The 19,040-nt window shown below is 72.8% G+C and carries 12 protein-coding genes; 8 read left to right on the top strand and 4 right to left on the bottom strand.

Going from position 1 to position 19,040, the window contains the following annotated elements:
- Positions 1–334: 334 nt before the first annotated feature.
- Positions 335–2,545 (bottom strand): hypothetical protein, encoded by a 2,211-nt coding sequence (locus BW996_RS21695; RefSeq protein ID WP_156027852.1) that lies wholly within the window; start codon positions 2,543–2,545, stop codon positions 335–337.
- Between the two features lie 89 nt (positions 2,546–2,634).
- Positions 2,635–3,186, bottom strand: a complete 552-nt coding sequence (locus BW996_RS10630) for a GNAT family N-acetyltransferase (RefSeq protein ID WP_076458888.1) — start codon at positions 3,184–3,186, stop codon at positions 2,635–2,637.
- Between the two features lie 314 nt (positions 3,187–3,500).
- On the opposite strand from BW996_RS10630, the gene BW996_RS10625 reads away from it, so the two are divergent.
- Together BW996_RS10625 and BW996_RS10620 are read left to right on the top strand one after the other, a co-directional pair.
- Positions 3,501–5,459 (top strand): aminotransferase class I/II-fold pyridoxal phosphate-dependent enzyme, encoded by a 1,959-nt coding sequence (locus BW996_RS10625; RefSeq protein ID WP_076458887.1) that lies wholly within the window; start codon positions 3,501–3,503, stop codon positions 5,457–5,459.
- A 34-nt stretch (positions 5,460–5,493) separates the two neighbouring features.
- Positions 5,494–6,084 carry an IMPACT family protein gene (locus BW996_RS10620; protein WP_076458886.1) on the top strand — a complete coding sequence of 197 codons (591 nt, stop codon included), beginning with the start codon at positions 5,494–5,496 and terminating at the stop codon, positions 6,082–6,084.
- Positions 6,085–6,100: 16 nt separating this feature from the next.
- On the opposite strand, the gene BW996_RS10615 is transcribed toward BW996_RS10620, so the two are convergent.
- Positions 6,101–8,143, bottom strand: coding sequence for an Ig-like domain-containing protein (locus BW996_RS10615; RefSeq protein WP_139330834.1), 2,043 nt, complete (start codon positions 8,141–8,143; stop codon positions 6,101–6,103).
- A gap of 194 nt (positions 8,144–8,337) precedes the next feature.
- Between BW996_RS10615 and BW996_RS10610 the strand changes: the two genes are divergently transcribed.
- The 5 genes from BW996_RS10610 to BW996_RS22475 are packed head-to-tail and all read left to right on the top strand — an operon-like array spanning position 8,338 to position 16,841.
- Complete coding sequence (locus BW996_RS10610; protein ID WP_037484791.1) at positions 8,338–8,934, top strand: DUF2760 domain-containing protein; 597 nt, start codon at positions 8,338–8,340, stop codon at positions 8,932–8,934.
- Positions 8,931–10,790 (top strand): Hsp70 family protein, encoded by a 1,860-nt coding sequence (locus tag BW996_RS10605; RefSeq protein ID WP_037484793.1) that lies wholly within the window; start codon positions 8,931–8,933, stop codon positions 10,788–10,790. Before BW996_RS10610 ends, BW996_RS10605 begins: the two co-directional genes overlap by 4 nt.
- Positions 10,791–10,794: 4 nt before the next feature.
- Positions 10,795–13,692 (top strand): Hsp70 family protein, encoded by a 2,898-nt coding sequence (locus BW996_RS10600; protein WP_037484795.1) that lies wholly within the window; start codon positions 10,795–10,797, stop codon positions 13,690–13,692.
- 46 nt (positions 13,693–13,738) lie between these two features.
- The gene (gene asd / locus BW996_RS10595; protein ID WP_037484797.1) at positions 13,739–14,611 is read left to right on the top strand and encodes an archaetidylserine decarboxylase; all 873 of its coding nucleotides are present in this window, start codon (positions 13,739–13,741) and stop codon (positions 14,609–14,611) included.
- Between the two features lie 52 nt (positions 14,612–14,663).
- Entirely contained in the window at positions 14,664–16,841 is a 2,178-nt protein-coding gene (locus BW996_RS22475) for a putative bifunctional diguanylate cyclase/phosphodiesterase (RefSeq protein ID WP_076458885.1), read from the top strand.
- Positions 16,842–16,950: 109 nt separating this feature from the next.
- Here the strand turns inward: BW996_RS22475 and BW996_RS10585 are convergent, their stop codons facing one another.
- Positions 16,951–17,787, bottom strand: coding sequence for a hypothetical protein (locus BW996_RS10585; protein WP_037484799.1), 837 nt, complete (start codon positions 17,785–17,787; stop codon positions 16,951–16,953).
- A gap of 328 nt (positions 17,788–18,115) precedes the next feature.
- Between BW996_RS10585 and BW996_RS10580 the strand changes: the two genes are divergently transcribed.
- Entirely contained in the window at positions 18,116–18,958 is an 843-nt protein-coding gene (locus BW996_RS10580; protein WP_051632211.1) for an HDOD domain-containing protein, read from the top strand.
- Positions 18,959–19,040: the final 82 nt, after the last annotated feature.

The following is a 19,040-nucleotide window of genomic DNA, read 5'->3' as shown; positions in this document are numbered from 1 at the left end:
AGCACGCGTGCAGGCATCCGGCAGGCGACCCGGGAGCGGTTCGGCCTTCAACCCGCGCCGCGACTGCAGCGGGTCGAAGGTCTTGTCCATCGTGCCGGGTGGCTCGACGCTCGATCCGGAGGCGGCCCGCAAGGCCACCACGTATTGACGAATCGCGCTCGGCAGGTGATCCGGGACCGGAACCTGCGCGGGACTACTCCCCTTCAGAGCCGCGATTGGAACAGCTCGGGTCCAGGCTTGTCACCCCTTGCTGATGCGGATCAAGCCATCTTTGGCGAAATGTCGCTTCGGTGCAACGTGAGGGTCTGGCTGTGGGTCCGTGCGGTTCGCCCACTCATTTCAGCGTGGTCAGCGCCTGCTGCGCGCCGGGCAGGCCGCGTTCGGCGGCGAAGCCGAGATAGCGCCGGGCCGCGACCGGATCGCGGGGCAGTCCGTGGCCGGTGGCCAGACGGCGACCCAGGGCCAGGCAGGCCGAAGGGTGGCCCATGTCGGCGGCATGCTGCAGCGCCTCCAGGCCGGCGGCCGTGCCGTGGCGGGCCACCAGCGCCGGTGCCAGCCTCAGCAGCGCGAGGGTGTAGGTGGCCTCGGGCACCTGGCTTTCCTGGATCAAGGCCAGGTCGTCGGCGGCCGCCTGCAGCGCCGCGACCGAGCGCGGCTCGAGCAGCAGCGTCGCCCGGGCCAGGCCGATGCGCACCGCCGGGTCGGCGGGGGCCGCCTCCGTCACCAGGGCCTTGAGCAGGCGTCGGGCTGCGGCGGCATCGACCGGCCGGTCTTCCACGCCCAGCAGCAGCGCCCAGGCCAGCACCTGCTGCGCCTGCAGGTCGCCCGCTTCCGTGCGGGCCCGCAGCCAGTCGACGGCGGGGTAGGTGCGCAGCCGGTAGTCGCGGCCGGTCTGGGCCCAGTGCGCGAGCTGTGCCTGCGCCTGCTGCTCGACCTGCTGCGCCGCGATGCGGGTGCTGGCCGGCGGCAGCCGGGTGGCCGACCAGGCGAGCAGTGCACAGGCCAGCAGCGCCAGGCCGATGCCCAGGCCCAGGCCGCGGCGCCAGACCGGCGCACGCCGCAGCAGGCGCACCAGCGCCGCGCCGGCCTCGCCGCCGAATTCGGCGGCGAGCTGGTGCCGCAGCCGCCAGTCGAGCATCAGCGCGCCGGCCGCCGCCGCCACGCCGCCGCCCAGCGCGCTCAGCATCCAGTCCGGCTGCGGCGCGGTGAGCAGCGTGAAGCCGCCCGAGAGCAGTGACGCGCCGGCCAGCAGCGCCACGCCTGGGCGCCACAGCCGCTGCTGCCACAGGCGTTCCACCGCCTGCTGCATGCGCTCGCGGGCCTGGGCCGGATAGTCCGGCGCGACCCGGTCGTCGCCAGCGGCGGCGGCCTGGCCGATGACCGCGATGCGGGCGTTCAGCGGCGAGGCCAGGAAGCGCTGCAGCGCCTCGGACACATGCCGGCCGCTGCCCAGCGCATTGCGCTCGAGCGTCTGCAGGTCGAGCGCGAGCAGCCGCGAGGCCGCGTGGTGCAGCTCCGGCACCCGCAGCTCGGGGCCGAGCGCGGTGAAGGTCTGTGGCTGGGCGCCGATCTGCAGCGTGACCTGGCGCACCGGCAGGCGCAGCCGGTGGGTGGCCTGGACCGCGAAGGGCGCGGTGGTCCAGCGCACCGCCTCGAGCGTCGCCAGCGCGCCCAGCGCCGCCGGGTCGGCCAGGTGGCGGGCGCACAGCGCTGCCACCGTCGCGTCCGGATGATGAATGTCGATCTGGTCCTCGACGAGGATCTGCTCGCGCAGCCGGCCGATGCGGTGGCGTCGACCGCTGGCCTGGCAGTCGGCGCAGTCGATCTCGCCGCGGGCCTGGCAGCGTGCGCAGTCCCTGCTGCCTCGGCTGCCGCAGTCGGGGCAGGGCAGCTCGCCCTGGCGGGCGCAGGTGCGGCAGTCGATCCAGCCGCTGGCGCCGCAGGCCTGGCAGTCGGTCGTGCCGCCGGCCGGTGCCGACGCCGACGCGGTGCGGCCGCTGCCATGGCAGGCGCCGCAGGCGATGCGGCCCAGGCCGCGGCAGTCGGCGCAGCCGATCCGGCCGCTGCCGTGGCAGCCGGCACAGGGCTGCTGGCCCCCGCTGCAGTCGGGGCAGTCGAGCCGGGCGCGGCCCTGACAGGCCGGGCAGGTCTCGTCCAGGCCCAATGGCGCCTCCAGCCCGGAGCTGAACAGCCCGCCCGGCAGCAGCCGACGGTAGCGGCCGCTGTCCTCATGGGCCCAGTGCTGTATCAGGGCCGGCGCGGTGCGCTCGGCTTCGGCCAGCCGGGCCTGCAGTTCGGTCTCGAGCGCCTGGGCGTCGGCGCAGGCAGCGATGCCCTCAGGCAGCGCGCCGGGATGGGCGGTGACGATCCAGTCCAGCTCGACCCGCTGACGGGTGGTGACGGTGATGTCGGCCCAGGAATCCTGCTCCGGCCCGAGCTCGCGCAGGTCCTGGGCCCTGAACCGGGTCAGCGGCTCGATCTGCGCCGCCACCACGTCGGCGACCCGCTGCCGTCGCCCTGTCTCCGATCCCCGCCTGCTCGTCATCCCTTGCCTCGATGTGCGGCCCCGATCGCCGCGGGCGTGAGGATGACACAAGCCGCGGCGGACTTGCAGTTCGGGCGTTCAGCGGCCAGTCAGCGCGTGGTGCGCGCGCGCCGGCGGGTCCAGGCGCGATAGATCAGGCGGTGCGCGATGCAGCGCCAGCGTGGATCCGCCGCCGGCGTGCGCACCGCCGCGGCGATGGCGCTGGCCGGCAGCGCCTTGTCATGCACGATATAGCGGCCGCCGGCATCGGCATGAAAGTCCTCGCCGACCTGCGCATGGCCCTGCAGCGCGTACAGGCGCAGCGCCGAGGCATTGTCCTCGTGGCACTGCAGCCCCAGCCGGCCCAGGCCCCATTCGGCGGCCAGACGCTCGCAGTGCGCCAGCAGCTGGCGGGCGATGCCACGGTGGCGGAACTCCTCGGTCACCGCCAGGATGTTGATCCACAGCGTGTCGCTCTCGGGCCGGGCCTGCACATGCACGAAGCCGGCGACGCGACCGTCCAGCCGGGCCACATGCATCAGCGGACGCTGGTAGCACAGCCACCAGCCCATCATCTCTTCGGTCGCGTAGGGAAAGCAGCGGTCGACCAGCTCCAGCATTTCCACCCAGTCGGCCGGGCGGCTCAGGCCGATGCTTGCCACGTCGGCCGCCGGGACCGAACGTGCGCGCTCGGGCGCAGCCTTCGGGACGGCGCTCAGCGCCGGGGAGGGGGCGGTATCGTGTCGGGCATGAGCCAGCATGTTGTTCTGACCTTGTCTTGGCTTGGGGCTGAAGGCGGGTTCGGAATGCCTGGGAAGCTCTTGCAGTTCAGGCGTTTGCGCGCAGGCTATCCTGAACGCAGCGACTCTTGACCACCGATTCGTGGGGGATGGTTGCGCCGAGACCATGGCGGTTTCAGGAATGATGCATCCCGTCACGCGCTCGCACACCTGCAACCTTTTGCCATGAGCCTGCGATGAGCCTTTCAAGCCCCGATCCCGTCGTCCATCTTCTTGTCGTCGGCCATGACGAGGCCGGCCGCACCGCGCTGGTCGCGGCGCTGGCGGCCGAGGCGCGCCGCGCCGCGCCGCGCCCGGCGCTGGCGGTGCAGGGCGCCTCGCCCGGGCAGGCGCTGGCGGCGGTGCGTGCCGACGCGGCGGTGCAGCTGGTGCTGATCGACATCGCCTCCGGCGACGAGGCGGTCGCGCTGGCGCAGGCCTTGGCGCAGTGCCGCCCGGAGCTGTCGATCTACCTGCTGCTCGACGACGACGACACCCGCGGCCTGGTCGAGGCGCTGGCCAGCGAGCGCATCGACGGCTACTTCTTCCGTGGCGACGCCGACCCGGCCGGCTGGGTGCGCATCCTCGCCGCCGAGGTGGCCGAGACCGCGGCCACGCCCTTCTATGACGCGCTGCGCGCCTATGTCGCGCAGGCCAAGGATTCCTGGCACACGCCGGGCCACGCCGGCGGCGACGCCTACCGCGCCAGCCCGTGGGTGGGCGACTTCCACGACTTCGTCGGCGAGCAGATGCTGCGCGCCGATCTCTCGGTGTCGGTGCCGCAGCTCGATTCGCTGCTGCATCCGACCGGCGTGATCGCGCAGGCGCAGCGCCTGGCCGCGCAGGCCTTCGGCGCGCGGCGCACCTATTTCGCCACCAACGGCACCTCGACCTCGAACAAGGTCATCTTCCAGACGCTGCTGGCGCCGGGCGACACGCTGCTGCTCGACCGCAACTGCCACAAGTCGGTGCACCACGGCGTGATCCTGTCGGGCGCGCGGCCGGTGTACCTGGACTCCTCGGTCAACGAGCGCCACGGCCTGTTCGGGCCGGTGCCGCGCGCGCGGGTGCTGCAGGCGATCCAGGACCATCCGGAGGCCCGGGTGCTGATCCTGACGAGCTGCACCTACGACGGCCTGCGCTACGACCTGGCGCCGATCATCGCGGCCGCCCACGCCGCCGGCATCAAGGTGATCGTCGACGAGGCCTGGTACGGGCACGCGCGCTTCCATCCCGCGCTGCGCCCGACCGCGCTGGAGGCCGGCGCCGACTATGTCACCCAGAGCACGCACAAGGTGCTCTCGGCCTTCTCGCAGGCCAGCATGATCCATGTGAACGACCCCGGCTTCGACGAGCACCTGTTCCGGGAGAACTTCAACATGCACGCCTCGACCAGCCCGCAGTACGGCCTGATCGCCAGCCTGGATGTGGCGCGCCGGCAGGCGGTGATGGAGGGCTACGGCCTGCTCGAGCGCTCGCTGGGCTTCGCCGCCGAGCTGCGCGAGAAGATCAATGCCACCGGCGTGTTCCGGGTGCTGGGCCTGGACGAACTGCTGGCCGACGAGGTGCGGAGCGACGGCATCCGACTCGACCCGACCAAGCTGACGATCGACATCTCGGCCTCGGGCTGGGGCGCCGACGAGCTGCGCGACGAGCTGATCGAGCGCTTCAACATCCAGATCGAGAAGAACACCCACAGCACGCTGACGCTGCTGCTGACCATCGGCACGACCCGCAGCAAGGTCTCGCGGCTGTTCGACGCGATGCTGCGGCTGGCGCGCCAGGCCCAGAAGGAGCGCCGCGAGCCCCGCCCGGTGGCGCGGCTGCCGCGCATCCCGCACTTCACCCGGCTGGCCTGCCTGCCGCGCGACGCCTTCTACGAGGCCGGCGAGCGCCTGGCCCTGCTCGACGAGCGCGGCCTGCCCAACCCGGCGCTGCTCGATCGGGTCTGCTGCGACCAGATCGTGCCCTATCCGCCGGGCATCCCGGTGCTGGTGCCGGGGCAGGTGATCGACGCGGCCATCCTGGGCTATCTGGTGCGGCTGCTGCAGTCGCAGCGCTCCATCGAGCTGCACGGCCTGGCGATGCGCGACGGCGAGCCGCACCTGCGGGTGCTGCGCGAGGCGGAGCGGGCGCGGCTGCGGCCGCTGGCGTGAGGGGAGGCGTGCGCTGAAATAAGATCGCCCCCCCATGCCCCAGACCCTCGCCGCCCCCGTCCACAGCGACCTGCTGATCAAGAAAAGCCGCTTCATCGGCTGCGTGCAGCCGATGGCCGACCGCGCCGGCGCCCTGGAGGTGGTGGCACGGCTGAAGGCCGAGCACCCGGGCGCAGCCCATGTCTGCTGGGCGCTGCTGGCGGGCGGGCAGTCGGCGGCCAACGACGACGGCGAGCCCGGCGGCACCGCCGGTCGGCCGATGCTCGACGTGCTGCGCCATCAGGACCTGGAGGGCGTGCTGGCCACGGTGGTGCGCTACTTCGGCGGCGTGAAGCTGGGCGCCGGCGGCCTGGTGCGCGCCTACACCGATGCGGTCGCGCAGGCGCTGCTGGGCGCCGAGAAGGTGCTGCTGCAGCGCATGACCGCGCTGCGCTGCACCGTGCCTTATGCGCTGGAGGGCCGCATGCGCCGCGAGCTCGAGGCCGCCGGCGCCCTGCTGGGCGAGGTCCGCCACGGCGCGCAGGTCGAGCTAAACTTCCAGCTGCCCGAGACCCAGGCCCCAGGGCTGAAGGCCCGGCTCGACGAAGCCGGGCAGGGGCGGGTGGGCTGGCTCGCTCCGGCCTGAGCCCATCCGCGGCCGCTCACTGCGGCGTGGCCAGCCTGTACATCGCGTAGAAGGACGCGAACTCGCGGCCGTCGCCGTCGCGCGCCCACAGGTGCAGGCCGTCGGCGGTGGCGGCCGGCACGAAGTCGCCGCCGACGGTGCAGTGCGCGTCGCTGGCGGTCTGCGCCGAGCAGCCGATCGTGCCGCTGCGGGCGGTCGAGGCCACGTTCTGCTGGTCGTTGAAGCTGCCGCCCGAGGCGCTGGCACGGCCAAAGAGCTTCAGGTTGGTCGGTGCCAGCGCGCCGTCGGGAACCTGCCAGTCCAGCGTGACGCCGCCGCTGTCGGGCAGGGGCAGCCGGCCGTTGCTCGGCAGGGTGGCGGCGGCGAGGGCGCTCTGTCCGGCCTCGGTCAGCGTGGCCAGGCCGCGCTGGCGCAGCTCGGCGATCGACAGCGGCCGCGCGCGGGTCTTGTAGTGCTGGGTCGCCGCGATCGTGCCCGGCGCCGAGGCCAGGTAGTACTCGAACTTCCAGACCGAATGCGCCGACAGGCCCGACAGCTCGCCATCCTCCATGTCGGTCGGGGCGAAGAACAGCGAGGTGTCGCGCTCGGACGGGTGGCCGCCGGCGTCGGCTGCCGCGTAGCGGCTGCGCAGGCGCACGAAGTTCGTGCCGGTCAGCGTGCCGCCGGACTTGACCAGCACCAGATAGCTGCTGCCGCTGGTCGGGCGCAGCGTGAGCTGGTGACCGCGCGGCGAGGTGACGACGACCCGGTCGTAGACGGGGTTGCCGCCGCTGTCGGTGCGGTTGGCCACGCTGAGCGTGTAGCCGACGCTGTGGTAGTCCCAGCCCGACTGCGCCAGCGACAGGAAGCGCCGGTGCTGGTGGAAGGCGGCCACGCCGCCGTCATGCGCGTACTGGTTGCCGATCACGCGCAGCACCGGCCGGCCGGAGCCGGTTTCGTTGACGCGGCGCACGACCAGCGCGCCGGTGTCGGTGCTGCCGCTGGTCGCGGTGGTGGTGTAGCCGACGATCAGGTCGCCGTTGACGCGGCTGAACTCGTAGCTGCCACGGCTGAAGACCAGGCCGGTCGCACCGGCGCGGAACAGGCCGCCGAAGGCGCCCGACGGGCCCACGCGTGCGCCGTTGTGCAGATAGCCGGCCGGATCGGCATCGACGAAGAGGTCCCGGCAGGCGGCGGCCTGCACGTCGGCCGGGCCGGCCGCGGCGTCCGTGCGGCTGACCCGGCTCTCCAGCGGCAGCGCGTAGCAGGCGGTGGCGCGCGCCAGCAGGTCGGCGATCAGCGCGGAGCTGCCGTCGGGCACCAGATCGGCGGCCGCGACCGTCGGCAGCGCCGGCGGCGTGGCGCTGCTGGCGCTGTTGAAGCTGATGCTGGCGGGCTCGCTGTCCTCGGCGGTCTGCTGCCGCACGGTGACCTGAATGTTGCTGCTGCCGCTGCTGTCGGGCGTGATGGTGATCTTCAGGCTGTCGAGCAGGCGGTCATGGCCGCGGCCGTCGGTCTGCAGCGTGCCGCGCAGCAGGTCGTCTCCGGCCGTGCCGGTGGCCTGCAGCAGCGGCATCAGCAGCGTGCGGACCTCCTCGATGCGCGGCGCCAGCGTCGTCGTGTCGATGCGGGCGCTGCCGGCGGCGACTTCGGCGGCCAGCCGGTCCGGATCGCCCGAGGGGCTGAGCCGCGCGGCGATCAGCGTCGTCACCGGGGTCACGTTGACGGTGGCGCTGCGGGCGCTGTCGTGCACGCTGACCAGGCGCAGCTCGTCGCGCGTCGCGGTGATGACGAAGGGCGCCTGCGCGCCGGCCGCCAGCGTCAGCGTGTAGCTGCCGTCGGCGCCGACCGCGTCGATGCGGCCGACTTCCGCGCCGCTGCGGTCGGTGACGACCAGCGTCGCGCCCTCGAAGGCGGCGCCGGTGGCCACGGTGCCCGACAGCGTGACCGCGGCCGGGCTGGCCGTCACGGGCGGCGTGCTGCCGGATTCTTCGCCGCCGCCACCGCCGCCGCAGCCGCTCAGGCCCAGCAGGGCGGCACTGGCCAGCACGGCGCATCCGGAACGCAGGATTCTTGACATCGGGGTCTCCTCGGGTGGGGGTTCCGTCACGATCGGCCGCGAAGATGCCGGCTTGAGCGTCTTCTTCACCGCGCCACGCGGGATGTCCCCGCCCGGGCCTGCGGGCGCTCCCGGACCGATAGAATCCCCGGCCTGCAGCCCCGGGCTGCCCCGGATTTTCCAGATCAAGTTCCGATCCAGACCAGACTCGCCCGATGTCGAACCCAGACCGCTCCGCGCCTCCGCCTTCCTTCTTCCGCCGCCTGTCGCTGGCGCTGTCGGTGCTGTTCAGCGGCGAGCTGGCGCGCCGGCTGGTCGAGCCGCCGGTGGTGGTGACGCCGCCCGCGCCCGCGCCGGCCCCGGTGGCCGCACCGGCGCCGGTCGAGCCGCCGCCGCCCCCCCCGCCGCCGCAGATCATCACGCTGAAGGAAGCCACGCCGGACGCGGCACTGCAGCTGCTGGGCCTGCTGCAGCGCGACGCGCGCCTGATCGACTTCGTGCAGGAAGACATCACGGCCTATGGCGACGCCGACATCGGCGCCGCCGCCCGGCTGGTGCACGAGGGCTGCCGCAAGGTGCTGAAGGAGCATCTGACGCTCGCGCCGGTGCGCACCGAGAACGAGGGCGCGCGCATCACGCTGCCGGCCGGCTTCGACGCCGCGCAGGTGCGTCTGACCGGCCACGTCGTCGGCCAGGCGCCGTTCACCGGCACGCTCAGCCACCGCGGCTGGAAGGTGACCGAGCTGCGCCTGCCGCAGCTCGCCGAAGGACATGACGCGTCGATCGTGGCGCAGGCGGAGGTGGAACTGTGAGCCAGGACAACCCGGACATTCGTTACAGCATCGGCATCGACCTGGGCACCACGCACAGCGCGCTGGCCTATGTCGATCTGGCCGCCAGCGACGGCGAGAAGACCGTGCACGAGGTGCTGGCGGTGCCGCAGGTGACGGCGCCGGGCGCGGTGCAGGCGCTGCCGCTGCTGCCGTCCTTCCTTTACCTGCCGCACCCGGACGAGCTGGCCGCCGGCGACCTGTCGCTGCCCTGGGGCGCCGAGACCGGCGCCTCGGTGGGCACGATGGCGCGCGCGCGCGGCGCCACCACGCCGATCCGGCTGGTGTCGAGCGCCAAGAGCTGGCTGTGCCATCCCGGCGTCGACCGCCGCGGCCCGATCCTGCCGGCCGACGCGCCGGCCGAGGTCGAGCGCGTCTCGCCGCTGGAGGCCTCGCGGCGCTACCTCGCGCACCTGCGCGAGGCCTGGAACCATGCGCACCCGGACGCGCCCTTCGAGCGCCAGTCGGTCACGGTGACGATGCCGGCCTCGTTCGATCCGGCCGCGCGCGAGCTGACCGCCGAGGCCGCGCGCCTGGCCGGCTTCGGCCCGGTGACGCTGCTCGAGGAGCCGCAGGCCGCGCTCTACAGCTGGATCCAGAACAGCCAGGGTGGCTGGCGCAAGACGGTCAAGCCGGGCGACGTGATCCTGGTGGTGGACGTGGGCGGCGGCACCAGCGACTTCTCGCTGATCGCGGTGCGCGAGATCGAGGGCAACCTGGAGCTGACCCGCATCGCGGTGGGCGACCACATTCTGCTCGGCGGCGACAACATGGACCTGGCGCTGGCGCACACCGTCGCGCGCCGGCTCGCCGCCGAGGGCAAGACGCTCGACGCCTGGCAGATGCGCGCGCTCACCCAGGCCTGCCGCGCCGCCAAGGAGGTGCTGCTGTCCGACCCGGCCGCGCCCGCGCAGCCGCTGGTGGTGCCCAGCCGCGGCTCGAAGCTCATCGGCGGCTCGATCCGCACCGAGCTGAGCCGCGAGGACGTGACTGCGGTCATCCTGGAAGGCTTCTTCCCGAAGGTGGAGGCGGCGGCGCGCCCGGTGCAGCGCCCGCGCATCGGCCTGCAGCAGCTGGGCCTGCCGTATGCGCAGGACGCAGCCGTGACCCGCCATCTGGCCGCCTTCCTGGGCCGGCAGGTGGGGGCACTGGCGGAGCTGCCGGAGCTGGCCGCGCGCCAGCCCGAAGCCGCCAGCTTCCTGCACCCGACCGCGATCCTGTTCAACGGCGGCGTGTTCCGCGCGGGCGTCCTGGCCGAGCGGCTGCTGGTGACGATCAACGCCTGGCTGGCCAGCGAAGGCGCGCCCGAGGCGCGTGCGCTCGACGGCGCCGATCTGGACCTGGCGGTGGCGCGCGGCGCGGCCTACTACGGCCATGTGCGCCAGGGACGCGGCGTGCGCATCCGTGGCGGCACCGCGCAGGCGTACTACGTGGCGATCGAGTCCTCGATGCCGGCGGTGCCGGGCTTCGAGGCGCCGATCCAGGCGCTGTGCGTGGCGCCCTTCGGCATGGAGGAGGGCACCGACGTCGCGATCGACGCGCAGTTCGGCCTGGTGGTCGGCGAGCCGGTGCATTTCCGCTTCCTCGGCTCGACGGTGCGCCGCCAGGACACGGCCGGCGTGCTGCTCGACTTCTGGGGCCCGGACGAGCTGGTGCCGGCCGGCGAGATCCAGGCCACGCTGCCCGCGCAGGGGCGCACACCCGGCGAGGTGGTGGCCGTCACGCTGCACGCGGCCGTGACCGAGGCCGGCACGCTGGAGCTGGCCGCGGTGCCGGTGGGCGGCACCGAGCGCTGGAAGGTCGAGTTCGACATGCGCGGCCAGCCGATCGAGGGCTGAGGCGATGGCGGCGGCCTTCGTCGTCGGCATCGACCTGGGCACGACGCACACCGTCGTCGCCAGCGCGCCGCTGGGCGAGCGTGGCGAGACCGGCGAGATCACGCTGTTCGGCATCGACCAGTTGGTCGCGCCGGGCGAGCTGGGGCGCCCGGCGCTGCTGCCCAGCGTGCGCTACCACCCGGCGCCGGGCGAGCTGTCCGAGAGTGCCTTGCCCTGGGGCGAGCGCGCCGCCGGCGACGCCACCGAGCCGCCGGCGCTGATCGGCGTGCTGGCGCGCCAGCGCGGCGGCGAGGTGCCGGGCCGGCTGGTGGCCAGCGCCAAGAGCTGGCTGTCGCATCCGCAGGCCGACCGGCTGGCGGCCATCCTGCCCTGGGGCGCCGACGACAGCGTCGCGCGCGTCTCGCCGGTCACCGCCAGCGCGAGCTATCTGGCGCAGGTGCGCGCCGCCTGGAACCGCCATCACCCGGACGCGCCGCTGGAGCGCCAGCGCCTGGTGCTGACGCTGCCGGCATCTTTCGACGAGGCCGCGCGCGCGCTCACGCTGCAGGCCGCGCGCGAGGCCGGTCTGCCCGAGCCGGTCCTGCTGGAGGAGCCGCAGGCGGCCTTCGGCGACTGGGTCTGGCGCCACCGCGATCACCTGGCCGAGGCGCTGGCGGGCGTGCGCCGGGTGCTGGTCTGCGACGTGGGCGGCGGCACCAGCGACTTCACGCTGATCGATGTCGAGCCGCCCGCTGCCGATGCGCCGGCCGGCACGCTGCCGAAGCTGCGCCGGCGCGCGGTCGGCCAGCACCTGATGCTCGGTGGCGACAACATGGATCTGGCGCTGGCGCACCTCGCCGAGCGCCGCTTGTCGGGCGGCGGCGCGGCACCGCCGCTGTCGGGCGCGCGGCTGTCGCAGCTGGTGGCGCGCTGCCGCGTCGCCAAGGAGACGCTGCTGGCCGAGGCCGCCCCTGAGTCGGTGGCGGTCACGCTGCTGGGCGGCGGCGCGAAGCTGGTGGGCGGCGCGCGCAGCGTCACGCTCGGCCGCGACGAGGTGCAGGCGCTGCTGGTCGACGGCTTCTTCCCGCGCGTGCCCTTCGAGGTCGAGCCGCAGCGCGCCCGCACCGCGCTGGTCGAGTTCGGCCTGCCGTATGCGAGCGACGCGGCGGTGACCCGCCATCTGGCCGCCTTCCTGCGCCGCAGCCTGCTGCCGGGCGAGGCGCTGCCGGATGCGGTGCTGCTCAACGGCGGCGTCTTCCGCGCCGGGCAGCTCGCGGCGCGGCTGGTCGAGGTGCTCGCCGACTGGCGCGGGGGCGCCGCGCCGCGCCTGCTTCAGAACGCCGACCCGGACGTGGCGGTCGCACGCGGCGCGGTGGCGCATGCGCTGGCCCGCCAGGGGCGCGGCCCGTGCATCGGTGGCGGTGCGGCGCGCACCGTCGTGCTGCTGCTCGACGAGCCGGGGGCGGCTTCTTCCCGTCGTCCCCGCGAAGGCGGGGACCCACGCTCGCCCGCTGCGGGCCGAAGCGATGCCTGCCGCGCTGTCTGCCTGCTGCCGCGCGGCACCGACGCCGGCCGGGCGCTGGCCCTCGACGGGCGCACCTTCCGGCTGCGCCTGGGCCAGCCGGTGCGATTCCATCTGGCCTCGCTGCGCGGCGAGGCGGGCCCGCCGCCCGAGCCCGGCGCGCTGCTCGACCTCGACCCGGAGGCGCTCCACCCGCTGCCGCCGGTGGCCACCGTGATCGAGGCGGGCGAGGGCAGCAGCGCGCGCGGCGCCTCGGTCACCGTGCGGCTGGAGGCGCAGCTCAGCGAGATCGGCGTGCTGGCGCTGCAGGCGGTGGCGGTCGATGACACGCATCGGCGCTGGGCGCTGGACTTCCAGCTGCGCACCAGCGGCCCGGCCGACGCAGTGCAGCCGGCGCAGGCGCTGACCGACGCGCAGATCGCGCCGCGCCTGCCCGAGGCGATCGCGGCGATCGAGCGGCTGTTCGGCGCCCGCGCAGGCGAGTCCCGCCCGGCGCCGAAGGAGATCAAGCAGCTGCGCCAGACGCTGGAAAGCCTGCTCGGACCGCGCGAGGGCTGGGCACGGCCGCTGGCCCGGCGCCTGTTCGACGTGCTGTGGCAGCGCGCCCGGGGCCGGCGCCGCTCGGCCGACCATGAGCGGGTGTGGCTGAATCTGGCCGGCTGGTGCCTGCGTCCCGGTTTTGGCGATCCGCTCGACGGCTGGCGCCTGGGCCAGCTCTGGACGATCTTCGAGGCTGGCGTCGAGCACCGCGATGCCCAGGTGGCGATCCAGTGGTGGACGCTGTGGCGCCGGGTGGCCGGCGGCCTGGACGAGGCGGCGCAGCTGCGCCTGCTCGACGACTTCGGCTACAACCTGCAGGCGGCCGAGCACCCCGGCGCGCCGCTGCCGCCGAAGCCGCCTGGTCTGGTCCAGGGCGGACACGACGACATGGTGCGCCTGGGCGCGACGCTGGAGCGCATCCCGCCCGAACACAAGGCCGAGGTCGGCGACTGGCTGCTGGCGCCGCTGCAGGGCGAGACGGTGGCGAACGCCTCGCCCGAGCGCGATGCGCTGCGGCTGTGGGCGCTGGGCCGGCTGGGCGCGCGCCAGCCTTTCCACGGCAGCGTGCACGGCGTGGTGCCGGCCGAGGTGGCCGCGCGCTGGATCGACGCGCTGCTGGCGCTGGACTGGCGCCGCCAGCGCATGGCCGCGTTTGCGGCGGCGCAGCTCGCGCGCCTGACCGGCGACCGGGTGCGCGACCTGGATGCGGCGCGGCGCGCGCAGGTGCTGGACCGCCTGGCTGCATCGGGCGCGGCACCGAGCTGGTACCGGATGGTCGACGAGGTGGTGCAGCTCGACGCCGCCGACGAGCAGGCGCTCTTCGGCGAGTCGCTGCCGCCGGGGCTGGTGCTGGTGGACTGACTAGAATGCCCCTTTCCGCTTCCTGACTTCCCGTCCCGCGTCCGCCATGAACGACCGTCTTGCCGTCCTGCCCCAGTACCTCCTGCCCAAGCAGGCGCTGACCGAGCTGGCGGGCCGGCAGGCGAACCGGGCGGCCGGCGCGCGCACCACCGCGGTGATCCGCTGGTTCATCCGCCGCTACGGCGTCGACATGGGCGAGGCGCTGAACCCGGATCCGGCCGCCTACGCCACCTTCAACGACTTCTTCACCCGCGCGCTCAGGCCGGGTGCGCGCCCGCTGGCCCCGGCCGAGCTGATCTGCCCGGTCGACGGCGCGATCAGCCAGTTCGGCCCGATCGAGCGCGACCAGGTCTTCCAGGCCAAGGGCCACCGCTACTCGACCACCGCGCTGGTCGGCGGCGACGCGCAGCTGGCGGCCAGGTTCGACGACGGCCTGTTCGCGACGCTGTACCTGAGCCCGCGCGACTACCACCGCATCCACATGCCCTGCGCCGGCCGGCTGCTGCGCATGATCCATGTGCCGGGCGAGCTGTTCTCGGTCAACCCGACGACGGCGCGCGGCGTGCCGGGTCTGTTCGCGCGCAACGAGCGGGTGGTCTGCGTCTTCGACCGCGGCGACGGCCTGGGCGAGTTCGTGCTGGTGCTGGTGGGCGCGACCATCGTCGGCAGCATGGCCACCGTCTGGCACGGCATCGTCAACCCGCCGCGCTCGGGCGCGCTGCGCGACTGGCGCTACGACGCGCCGGGCCAGGCGCCGGTCCTGCTGAAGCAGGGCGAGGAAATGGGCCGCTTCCTGCTCGGCTCGACCGTGGTGATGCTGTTCCCGAAGGCCCATGCCGGCCAGGCGTCGCTGCGCTTCAATCCCGACTGGCGCCCGACCCGGGCGATCCGCCTGGGCGAGGCGATGGCCGCGCGCTGATCCGGGCTCGCCCCGCTCAATCCCGGCGCAGGCGAGCCGACAAAGGGAGACGATGGATGCCGTCTCCTACCTCGATGTCGGCTGGCACCCCGGCACCGTGCTGCTGTCGGTGCTGGTGGCGACCTTCGCGTCCTATGTGTCGCTCGAGCTCTCGCGCCGGGTGCGCGACCTCGACGGGGCGGTGGCGCATGCCTGGTGGCTGGGCGGCTCGCTCACGATGGGCACCGGCGTCTGGTCGATGCACTTCGTCGGCATGCTGGCCTTCGACGCGCCGCTGCCGCTGGGCTATCGCCATGACCTGACCGCGCTGTCCTGGCTGGCGGCGCTGGTGGCCGCGGGTGTGGCGATGGCGGTGGCCGCGCACCGGCAGGTGGACCGGCGCCTGCACCTGGTGGCCTCGCTGGTGATGACGGTCGGCATCGTCTTGATGCACTACCTGGGCATGGCCGCGATCGACCTGAAGCCGGGCATCGACTGGGACTGGCCGCTGGTCGGAGCCTCGGTGCTGATCGCGCTGATTGCCTCGGCGGCGGCGTTGGCGCTGTTCCTGCGGCAGCGCGTGCTGCGCGGGCGGGCACGTCTGCTGGCGCAGGTCCGCTCGGCGCTGGTGATGGCCGCGGCGATCTGCGGCATGCACTACACCGCGATGGCCGCCGCGCGGCTGCCCGAGGGCGTGGTCTGCCTGAGCGCGGATGCGCTGAGCGGCCGGGGCCTGCTGCTGGCGGTGCTGCTGTTCACCGTGCTGATCCTGTGCGCGGCGCTGGGCACCGCGATCTTCGATGCCCGGATGCAGCGCCGCGAGCGCCTGATGTCGCAATCCCTGGCCGAGGCCAATGCCGAGCTGCAGAGCGCCAACGAGGAGCTGCGCCGCCGTACCCTGACCGATCCGCTGACGGGCCTGGCCAATCGCCTGGGCCTGGAGGATCGGCTGGCACGTCTGTCGGCCGAGGCCAGGTCCGAAGGCGGGCAGGCTGCGCTGATCTTCATCGATCTCGATGGATTCAAGGTGATCAACGATTCGCTCGGTCATGCGGCCGGCGACCGACTGCTGGGCAAGACCGCGCGGCGCATCCGTCGGCGGCTGCGGCCGGTGGACCTGGCGGTGCGTCTCGGGGGCGACGAGTTCGTGCTGCTGCTCGAGGGCGAGGCGTCCGAGGCGCGGGCGATGCGCATCGCCCGCCAGCTGTTGGCCGACCTGCAGCATCCCTTCCAGCTGCCCGAGCAGCAGGTCACGCTGTCGTGCTCGATCGGCATGGCCTTTGCGCCCCGGCATGGCTCCGGCGACACGCTGCTGGGCTGTGCCGATGCGGCCATGTACGCCGCCAAGCGCAGCGGTGGCAGCTGTGCGCTGTGCTACGACACCCACATGGCCTCGGGGGCTTCTGCCGATCAGCTGCAGCTGCAGCAGGATCTGCGCGAGGCGCTGCAGCGTGGTGAACTGGCCCTGCATTTCCAGCCCAAGGTGTCGGCCTTGGGCGGCACCTTGCACGGCGTGGAGGCGCTGCTGCGCTGGCGCCACCCCGAGCGCGGCATGATCAGCCCGGCGGTCTTCATTCCGGTGGCCGAGCGCTTCGGCCTGATCGGGCGCATCGGCGACTGGGTCATCGAGCAGGCCTGCGAGCAGGTGGCGAGCTGGCAGGCGCAGGGCCTGGTCTGCCGGGTGGCCATCAATCTGTCGGCGCATCAGCTGCGCCAGCCCGATCTGGCCCGACGCATCCTGTCGACACTCGAGCGGCACGGGCTGGAGCCCTCCCTGCTGGTCTGCGAGCTGACCGAGACGGCGATGATGGAGTCGATCCAGGATGGCTGCGGCGTGCTCGACGAGCTGGATGCGGCTGGCGTGCGGGTGTCGATCGACGACTTCGGCACGGGCTATTCCAGCCTGTCCTACCTGCGGCGACTGCCGGCTTCGCAGCTGAAGATCGACCGCAGCATGGTGATCGGCGTCGATGTCGACCGCCAGGCCCGTGCGGTGCTGGAGTCGGTGGTGAAGCTGGCCCATGCGCTGGACATGGAAGTGGTCGCCGAAGGGGTCGAGACCGAGGCGCAGCGCCAGGTGCTGGCCGAAGCCGGCTGCGATGTGCTGCAGGGCTATCTGTTTGCCCGGCCGATGGATGCCATGGCGCTGCAGGACTGGGTTCGGGGCAGGCCGACGACTGCTGCCCCGGTGTCGTCGCTGTCGGCATCGTCCGACAGCACGACAGCACGGCGGACGGCGGCGCCAGCCTGAGCCGGACGGCAGGCCATCGCCGCCCAAGTGCTGACCTGGGGCCGGCGATCGCGGCGCTGTTCATCGCGGCCTGGGATCTGCTGGCCGCCGACACCGTCGGGCCGGCCGATCACATCGTGACCAGCACCAGTGCCAGCAGTCCGACGACCGCCACGCCCATGCCGGCCAGTGCGACATTGACGATCTTCAGCCGCGACTGACCCTCTTCGCGCTGGGTCGACATGTCGTCGCGCAGACGGCCCAGCCGGTTGTCGATGTCGCGCGACTGCATGTCGAGCAGCTCGCGCTGCTTGGCGATCGCGGCCTCCATCTGTTCCAGGTCCGCCTTGCGCGCGCTGATCTCGCGGTCGATCGCGAAGGCGATCTCGGCGACGTCGGCGGCGGTCTTCTGCTGGTCGGTCTGCTGCTGCGCGAACTTGGTGTCGACATAACGAGCCAGCGAGCGGCGGGTGTTGCCCAGCTCGGTCATCACGCCGTCGTTGCGCTCGCCCAGCACGGTGAGCTGATCGCCCAGCGCGCTGACCTTGCTGGTCAGCGTGGCGATCTGCTCGGTCATCTGCGCCTTCAACCGCGCAGTCTCCTCGCCGGACTGCAGCAGCCGAGCATCGAGGCTGGCCGTGCCGGAGGCCAGGGTCTCCTCGACCTGGCGCATCAGCGTCTCGCGCAGGCCCTGGATTTCCTTGTTCAGCGCCACCACGCGACGGTGGCCGTCCTGGCTCTGCTCGCGCAGCTGGTAGTAGTCGTTGACCAGATGCTCCAGGCCGGCCTGCTGTTCGGCCAGGGTGTCCTGGTGCTTGAGCAGCTCCTGGGTGTTCAGGTCGAGGCGGACCGTCTGTTCGCCCACCTTGCGGGCAATCATCGCCAGCGTGTCGTCGAAGGCAGCGGGCCCCATCGGCATGTCGGGCTTGCGGCTCGAGGGAGAGATGTGGTGGATCCGCTCGTTCATCGCAGCATGTCCTCGGTTGGCAGTCATGGGTCTTGTTGTGGTGTCTTGTGCGCGTGTCGGCGCGTATCGTCACGGCCGATTCTGTTCGCGCGACCCGAGCCCGATCGCCGGATATGGCGGCACTTTTCGCACTTCGAATCCGCACAAACCGAACCCGTACCACGCATCCTGCCGACGCTGGTCGCACTTGGCCTGCCCGAAAGCGTCGGTATCCGCCGAGGCCGCTACACCTTCGCGCAGCTGTTCACAAGCGGGTCTGTCCTCGTTCAAGACAGGGATTTTCCGACCGATGAGCAGGTTCTCATTCCCGACCCGAGGAGGTCCGCCCATGAATGCTGTCGTCACGTCCCGCACCGATCGCTTCGTCCAGCAAGCCTGTGCGCTCCCGGCCATGCCCGAGGTGGCCAACAAGCTGCTGCGGTCCTTCGACCGCGATGACCTGTCGCTGCACGAGCTCGCCGGCCTGATCGGTCGTGACCAGACGCTGTCGGCGCGGGTGCTGCGGCTGGCGAACTCGGCCCGCTACAGCCCGTCGCGCTCGGTGACCTCGCTCAACGAGGCGGCGATGACGCTGGGCACGCGCACGCTGCGCGATCTGGCGCTGTCGGCCTGCATGGTGGGCATGTTCCCGTCGATTCCCGGCTTTGATCGTCTGGCCTTCTGGCGCACCACGCTGGCCACTGCGGCCTACGCGCAGCCTCTGGCGCGCTTGCTGAACGAAGACGAGGATGCCGCCTATCTGGGCGGCCTGATGCTGCGTACCGGCCAGCTGCTGATGATGATGGTCGATCCCGACATGACGCAGCGCATCGGCCGCCTGTCGCTGGAGATCGACAGCCGCATCAGCTTCGAGCACTCGCTGCTGGGCTGCGCGCACCCGGAAATCACCGCCGAGCTGGCGCGCCACTGGCGTTTCCCCAACACGCTGGTGACCGCCTTCGGTGCGGCCTCCCACCCGATGGAGATCCGGCCGTTCTCGCGCATGGGGGCGGCGCTGCGGCTGGCCGGCGTCATCGCCGAGGCCCGCGAGCGCGAGCTCGATCCGATCGAGGCGCTGCAGTCCACCCATCCGGACCTGATCCAGCACCTGAAGCTCGATCTGGACTGGCTGCAGGCGCATCTGCCCGATCATCGTCTCGCGGTGGCATCGGTCGACGATCTGATGCACTGAGACGAGCACTGAGACCCGGCCTCCTTGACCCCGGACAAGCTCCGGCCGGAGCAGGTTCGGCACCATCTGGCCTCCCAGATTG

Source organism: Sphaerotilus natans, from assembly GCF_900156335.1.
Classification (GTDB): Bacteria; Pseudomonadota; Gammaproteobacteria; order Burkholderiales; family Burkholderiaceae_C; genus Sphaerotilus; species Sphaerotilus natans.
The sequence above is the reverse complement of the archived record's forward strand: the minus strand, read 5'-3'. Positions and strand labels throughout refer to the sequence as shown.

Coding starts and splice junctions, on each gene's coding strand:
- BW996_RS21695 (WP_156027852.1), bottom strand. CDS start 2,545: ATGACGAGCAGGCGGGGATCGGAGACAGGGCGACGGCAGCGGGTCGCC.
- BW996_RS10625 (WP_076458887.1), top strand. CDS start 3,501: ATGAGCCTTTCAAGCCCCGATCCCGTCGTCCATCTTCTTGTCGTCGGC.
- BW996_RS10620 (WP_076458886.1), top strand. CDS start 5,494: ATGCCCCAGACCCTCGCCGCCCCCGTCCACAGCGACCTGCTGATCAAG.
- BW996_RS10615 (WP_139330834.1), bottom strand. CDS start 8,143: ATGTCAAGAATCCTGCGTTCCGGATGCGCCGTGCTGGCCAGTGCCGCC.
- BW996_RS10610 (WP_037484791.1), top strand. CDS start 8,338: ATGTCGAACCCAGACCGCTCCGCGCCTCCGCCTTCCTTCTTCCGCCGC.
- BW996_RS10600 (WP_037484795.1), top strand. CDS start 10,795: ATGGCGGCGGCCTTCGTCGTCGGCATCGACCTGGGCACGACGCACACC.
- asd (WP_037484797.1), top strand. CDS start 13,739: ATGAACGACCGTCTTGCCGTCCTGCCCCAGTACCTCCTGCCCAAGCAG.
- BW996_RS22475 (WP_076458885.1), top strand. CDS start 14,664: ATGGATGCCGTCTCCTACCTCGATGTCGGCTGGCACCCCGGCACCGTG.
- BW996_RS10585 (WP_037484799.1), bottom strand. CDS start 17,787: ATGAACGAGCGGATCCACCACATCTCTCCCTCGAGCCGCAAGCCCGAC.
- BW996_RS10580 (WP_051632211.1), top strand. CDS start 18,116: ATGAATGCTGTCGTCACGTCCCGCACCGATCGCTTCGTCCAGCAAGCC.